The 4,200-nt window shown below is 67.1% G+C and carries 7 protein-coding genes; 3 read left to right on the top strand and 4 right to left on the bottom strand.

The window, feature by feature from the left end; genetic code table 11:
* Window positions 1-109: 109 nt before the first annotated feature.
* Together GRX66_RS17000 and thyX are read right to left on the bottom strand one after the other, a co-directional pair.
* The gene (locus GRX66_RS17000) at window positions 110-955 is read right to left on the bottom strand and encodes a spondin domain-containing protein (RefSeq protein ID WP_159527577.1); all 846 of its coding nucleotides are present in this window, start codon (window positions 953-955) and stop codon (window positions 110-112) included.
* Between the two features lie 189 nt (window positions 956-1,144).
* Window positions 1,145-1,888, bottom strand: coding sequence for an FAD-dependent thymidylate synthase (gene thyX, locus GRX66_RS16995; RefSeq protein ID WP_159527576.1), 744 nt, complete (start codon window positions 1,886-1,888; stop codon window positions 1,145-1,147).
* 159 nt (window positions 1,889-2,047) lie between these two features.
* On the opposite strand from thyX, the gene GRX66_RS16990 reads away from it, so the two are divergent.
* The gene (locus GRX66_RS16990) at window positions 2,048-2,386 is read left to right on the top strand and encodes a cupin domain-containing protein (protein WP_159527575.1); all 339 of its coding nucleotides are present in this window, start codon (window positions 2,048-2,050) and stop codon (window positions 2,384-2,386) included.
* Between the two features lie 126 nt (window positions 2,387-2,512).
* A complete protein-coding gene (locus tag GRX66_RS16985) occupies window positions 2,513-3,091 on the top strand; it encodes an MBL fold metallo-hydrolase (protein ID WP_159527574.1) in 579 nt (192 codons plus the stop codon).
* 18 nt (window positions 3,092-3,109) lie between these two features.
* Here GRX66_RS16985 and GRX66_RS16980 read toward each other — a convergent pair whose 3' ends face one another.
* A complete protein-coding gene (locus tag GRX66_RS16980) occupies window positions 3,110-3,376 on the bottom strand; it encodes a DUF5827 family protein (protein WP_159527573.1) in 267 nt (88 codons plus the stop codon).
* A gap of 111 nt (window positions 3,377-3,487) precedes the next feature.
* Here GRX66_RS16980 and GRX66_RS16975 point away from each other — a divergent pair, with 111 nt between their 5' ends.
* The gene (locus GRX66_RS16975; protein WP_159527572.1) at window positions 3,488-3,943 is read left to right on the top strand and encodes a DUF7522 family protein; all 456 of its coding nucleotides are present in this window, start codon (window positions 3,488-3,490) and stop codon (window positions 3,941-3,943) included.
* 84 nt (window positions 3,944-4,027) lie between these two features.
* On the opposite strand, the gene GRX66_RS16970 is transcribed toward GRX66_RS16975, so the two are convergent.
* A partial coding sequence (locus tag GRX66_RS16970) for a Fe-Mn family superoxide dismutase (RefSeq protein ID WP_233745612.1) occupies window positions 4,028-4,200 on the bottom strand: 173 nt, incomplete at its 5' end.

Raw genomic sequence — 4,200 nt, 5'->3', positions numbered from 1 at the left:
CCGCGAGACCCGCCGCCGCAGACACCACCACGCTCGACGCAGCGGGGCGGCGGCGAGCCACTGCGCGCGTCAGCGACGCCGCGCCGCGTCGCGATTGGTCGGTCATCGATTACCCGTCCATCGTCTCCGGGGAGACGGTGACTTGAATCACGTCCTCCGTTGCCGGATAGTCGTACCCGTCCTCGACGTCCATCAGCGACCGAACTGTCTCGTCTTCGGCGTCGCCCGCCCCCGCCTCCATCTGTCGGGGTGCCTGGTCGCCGCCTTCACCGGGCGCCTGGTTCTGCTCCGTGCCGGCGTCCCACAGCTGGATGGCGTCCGTCACGTCGCCGTGCGCCGCTTCGCCGTCCTCGAACAGCGGGATTCCGTCCGCGCCCGGCGCGTAGAACAGGTCGTTGGACTGCACGAACATCGTCGCCAGCGACAGCCGGTGGTCGTCGGACGCCTCGACAGTGAACTCGTACGCCTCGCCCGGGCCGATGGGCCCGGGTTCGTCGCCGCCCACCGGCACCGCTACGGCATCGGCAGTCTCGGCGTCCATCGCGGCGGCCTCGGCGAGGCCGCTCGCCACGCCGTCCTCCGCGAGCGCTTCCAGGTGGTCACTGGCGGCCTCACCGCGGGAGAACAGTGGATTCTCACCCTCGTGGACGGCGTACGCCGACGGCGACAGCGGCACCGGCTTCCCGCCGTCCATCGTCTCGAGTGCGTCCTCCTCGGAGACGTTCTCCACGCGCACCGTGAACGACGCCGACATCGACTCCGTCGTCGTCTCCGACATCGCGTCCTCAGTCGTCATCTCGTCCTCGGTCGTTCCCATCTGTTCGTCCGTCGTCATCTCGTCCATCTCGTCGGTCGTCTCCTCGTCGTCCGACCCGCCCGTGCAGCCAGCGATCGTCGCCGCGCTCACTGCTGCTGCCGTCGAGAGGAATCGCCGCCGCGTCGTGTGTTCTGGCATCTCGTCTCTACGGTGTTCCTGACAACTAAAGGAGATTTTTCAAACTCCGGACCGGCTCTCTCCGGACTCTCTCTAGAATTGAACGCGTCGGGGGAGCCCAGCCGTCGACTCCCCGTGAGGGCAGAACGAGAGTCGCCTCCTCGAAACAGGAGACCGCGGCCGATTACTCGCGGTATCGACCCGGCCCCGTCAGGGTGCCAGGCGATTCTTCCGGTGTTTCATCTCCGAGTTGTAGTACTCGAAGGTGTGCGGGCACCACTCCGACGCGAGGTCCAGCAGCTGCTCGGTGAGGTCGCGGATCTCCCACTGGGCGTCCGCCGCCGCGCGCATGTCGGCGATGTGCATCAGCGACCGCGGGTTCAGCGTCACCACGATGTTCACTTCCGTTCCGATCGGCAGGACGAACCGGGCGTCCTCGGGCGGCATCCCGAGTTCCAGGAGTTCCTGGTAGTCCTCGACGGACTGCCGGACTGACGACCGGAACACTTCCTCGCGGCGCTCGACGTCCTCGTCGTCGTAGTCGCTGGCGCTCTGGTTGCGGCCGACCCAGTCGGAGTCCGTCGCGGACGGCGGCGTCACCACCATCTCGCCGTCCTCGACGTCCTGCGGGTCCACGTCGTCGAAGGAGACGTACCGCATCGACTGCACGTCGAAACTCGCGTGCCGGTGGCGAGTCAGTTGCGCCATGCACGACCGGCTCGCGCCCTCGATGGCGAACGTCGCGCTCGGGTGCTCGAAGGGGCCGTAGTGCCCGCGCTTCACGAGCTTCGCGACGAAGTTCGCCTTCTGTTCCTCGATGTCGTCGCCCTCCACGCCCTCCATCACGTCCTCGAAGGACAGTTCGGCGACGTAGTCGCTCATGTAGTCGTTTCGCGCGCCCCGGCAGATGAGTTCCTCCGGGTTCTCCGTCGCTTCGAGGAGCCGAACTTGCATACTGGGCGTGGATGCTCACGCCGACGACAAAAACGCTCCGAACGCCCGGCCGCGACCGTCGGTGCTCTCCGTGCCCTGCCGGACTGTCGCGGTTCAGGCCCCGCGAGCACTTTCAACCCAGCCAGTAACGCAAAGTGCCGGCGAGGTCGATGTTTACACATGCCGTACCAGAAGGCAACGATCGCCGACGCCGAATCGGTCCTTCCGGACGACGCCCGCGCGAAGATGTTCCGGCTGAAAGACCCCCTCGACACTGACGAGGTGGCGCTCACGCTGTTCACGATGGAGCCCAACTCCGAGGGGATGGAACACGACCACGGCGACGACGGCCAGGAGGAGGTCTACTACGTCGTCGAGGGCGGCGTGGACGTTGACTTCGGGGACGCGACGGTCTCGCTGGACGAACGCGAGGCAATCCGCATCGACCCCGAGGAGTCCCGCCAGATCAAGAACCGCGACAACTACTCGGAGCTCGTCCTCGTCGGGGCGCCCCGCTGACAGTCGTCGCCTCCGACTCAGTTCCGCGGTTCGCGGCTCTCCCCTCCATCCCGGTCGGTTCTTGGATCGTGGACGCGAAACGCGGCGTCTCGACAACCCCTAAGTGCGGGCTCTCGTATCGTGGGTATGGCCGAGAATCTCGCTGCGGGCGTGCAGGCGTTCACGAGCAACGCGTTCCTCGTCGACGGCGACCGGACGGTCCTCGTCGACCCCGGTGCGAACTTCGACGTCGTCGGGACACTCCGCGAGCGCGACGCGGACCTGGACGCCGTCGTCGTCACGCACACGCACCCGGACCACGTCGGGAACCTCGAGGACGTCACGGACGCGTTCGGGGTGGACGCGTGGGGGTTCGACGCGAGCGAGGACGGCGTCGACCACGAGCTCGCGGACGGCGACACGGTCACGGTGGGCAACCACGACTACGAGGTGCTACACACGCCCGGCCACCACCCCAACCACGTCTGTCTGTACTCGCGGGCCGCGAGCGTCCTCTTCTCCGCGGACCTCGTGTTCGCGAACGGGAGCTTCGGACGAACGGACCTCGCGGGCGGCGACCGTCGGACGCTCGTGGAGAGCATCGAGCGCGTCCTCGACGTCGTCGACAGCGACCTCGACGTCATGCATCCCGGGCACGGCCCGAGCGTCACCCGGGAGGCCGCCCAGAATCTCGAACTCGCCGCGCGGGCCGCGCGCTTCGGCTGACGACCCGCTCCGGGTCGGTCAGGTATCGACGCCGTAATAGCCGGGTTCGTCCTCCTCGCGGGGCTCCGCGACGACGAGGTCGTCGCTGTACAGCATGACCCACGGAATCGCCCAGTCCAGCAGGACGTTCTCAGTGTTCGGGTCGAGTTCTGCGTCCGGGTCGAGGTCCTGGAGGAGGCGCGCGATCTCGTACACTGTGTAGAGCTTGTCGTCGTCGAGCAGCTCCGCCGGCGTGTAGAAGTCACACGGGAAGAGCTCGTCGAACTCCGATTTCGGGACGGGCATACGCTCAGTGACACCGCGACGCCGCAAAAGCGCTTGGTACCGCCGCCGGGCGGACGGCCGCTTGGGGAACGCTTATACGACAGACACGCACATCCACGCACAAGCGGTTGTATGACAGCATACGACACGGAGCCTCAGTCGGACCTCGACGGCGGGAAGGCGGCGCTGGTCGACGCCCTCCGGGACGCGCTCGGTGAGAACCTCCGCGACGTCTGGGTGCTCGACCAGCGCACACAGGAACCCCTCTACGTGCGGACTGACGTCGCCGACCGCATCGAGGACGTCGACGTCGAGAAACACATCGACAACGAGCGCTACGGGTTCGTCACCCGGCAGACGTACAACCTCCTCCACTACTCGGAGTTCCGGTACACGCACCGCGGATTCGACACCTGGGAGCTGTTCAGGACGTTCGTCGCGGCGGACGGCCAGCAGGTGGGCGTCCTGGTGGGCGTGGACTCGGACGGCACGAACTACGACTTCGGGGCACTCACCGACACTATTCACGACCTCGGCGACGAGTACGGCATCGCAGCGTTCCAGCCGATCCCGCCCGAGGACAGATAGCAGCGGCCGGGAACGCAGCGCTGCTGCCCGCTGCTGCGTGTCGCGCCTTCCCGTCCCCAAGAAAAGTCGGTGGGTCGAACGCCCCTACTCGAAGAGCGCGACGGCGTCCTCGTAGCGGTCCGCGACGTCGTCCCAGTCGACGACCTGGAAGAAGGCGTCGACGAAGCTGCCGCGGTCGGGGCCGTAGTCGTAGTAGTAGGAGTGCTCCCAGACGTCGAGCGCGAGGATGGGGTGGGAGCCCCAGAGGGCGCCCTGGT

Origin of the sequence: Halobacterium bonnevillei, assembly GCF_009831555.1 — an archaeon.
Lineage (GTDB): Archaea > Halobacteriota > Halobacteria > Halobacteriales > Halobacteriaceae > Halobacterium > Halobacterium bonnevillei.
The sequence above is the reverse complement of the archived record's forward strand: the minus strand, read 5'-3'. Positions and strand labels throughout refer to the sequence as shown.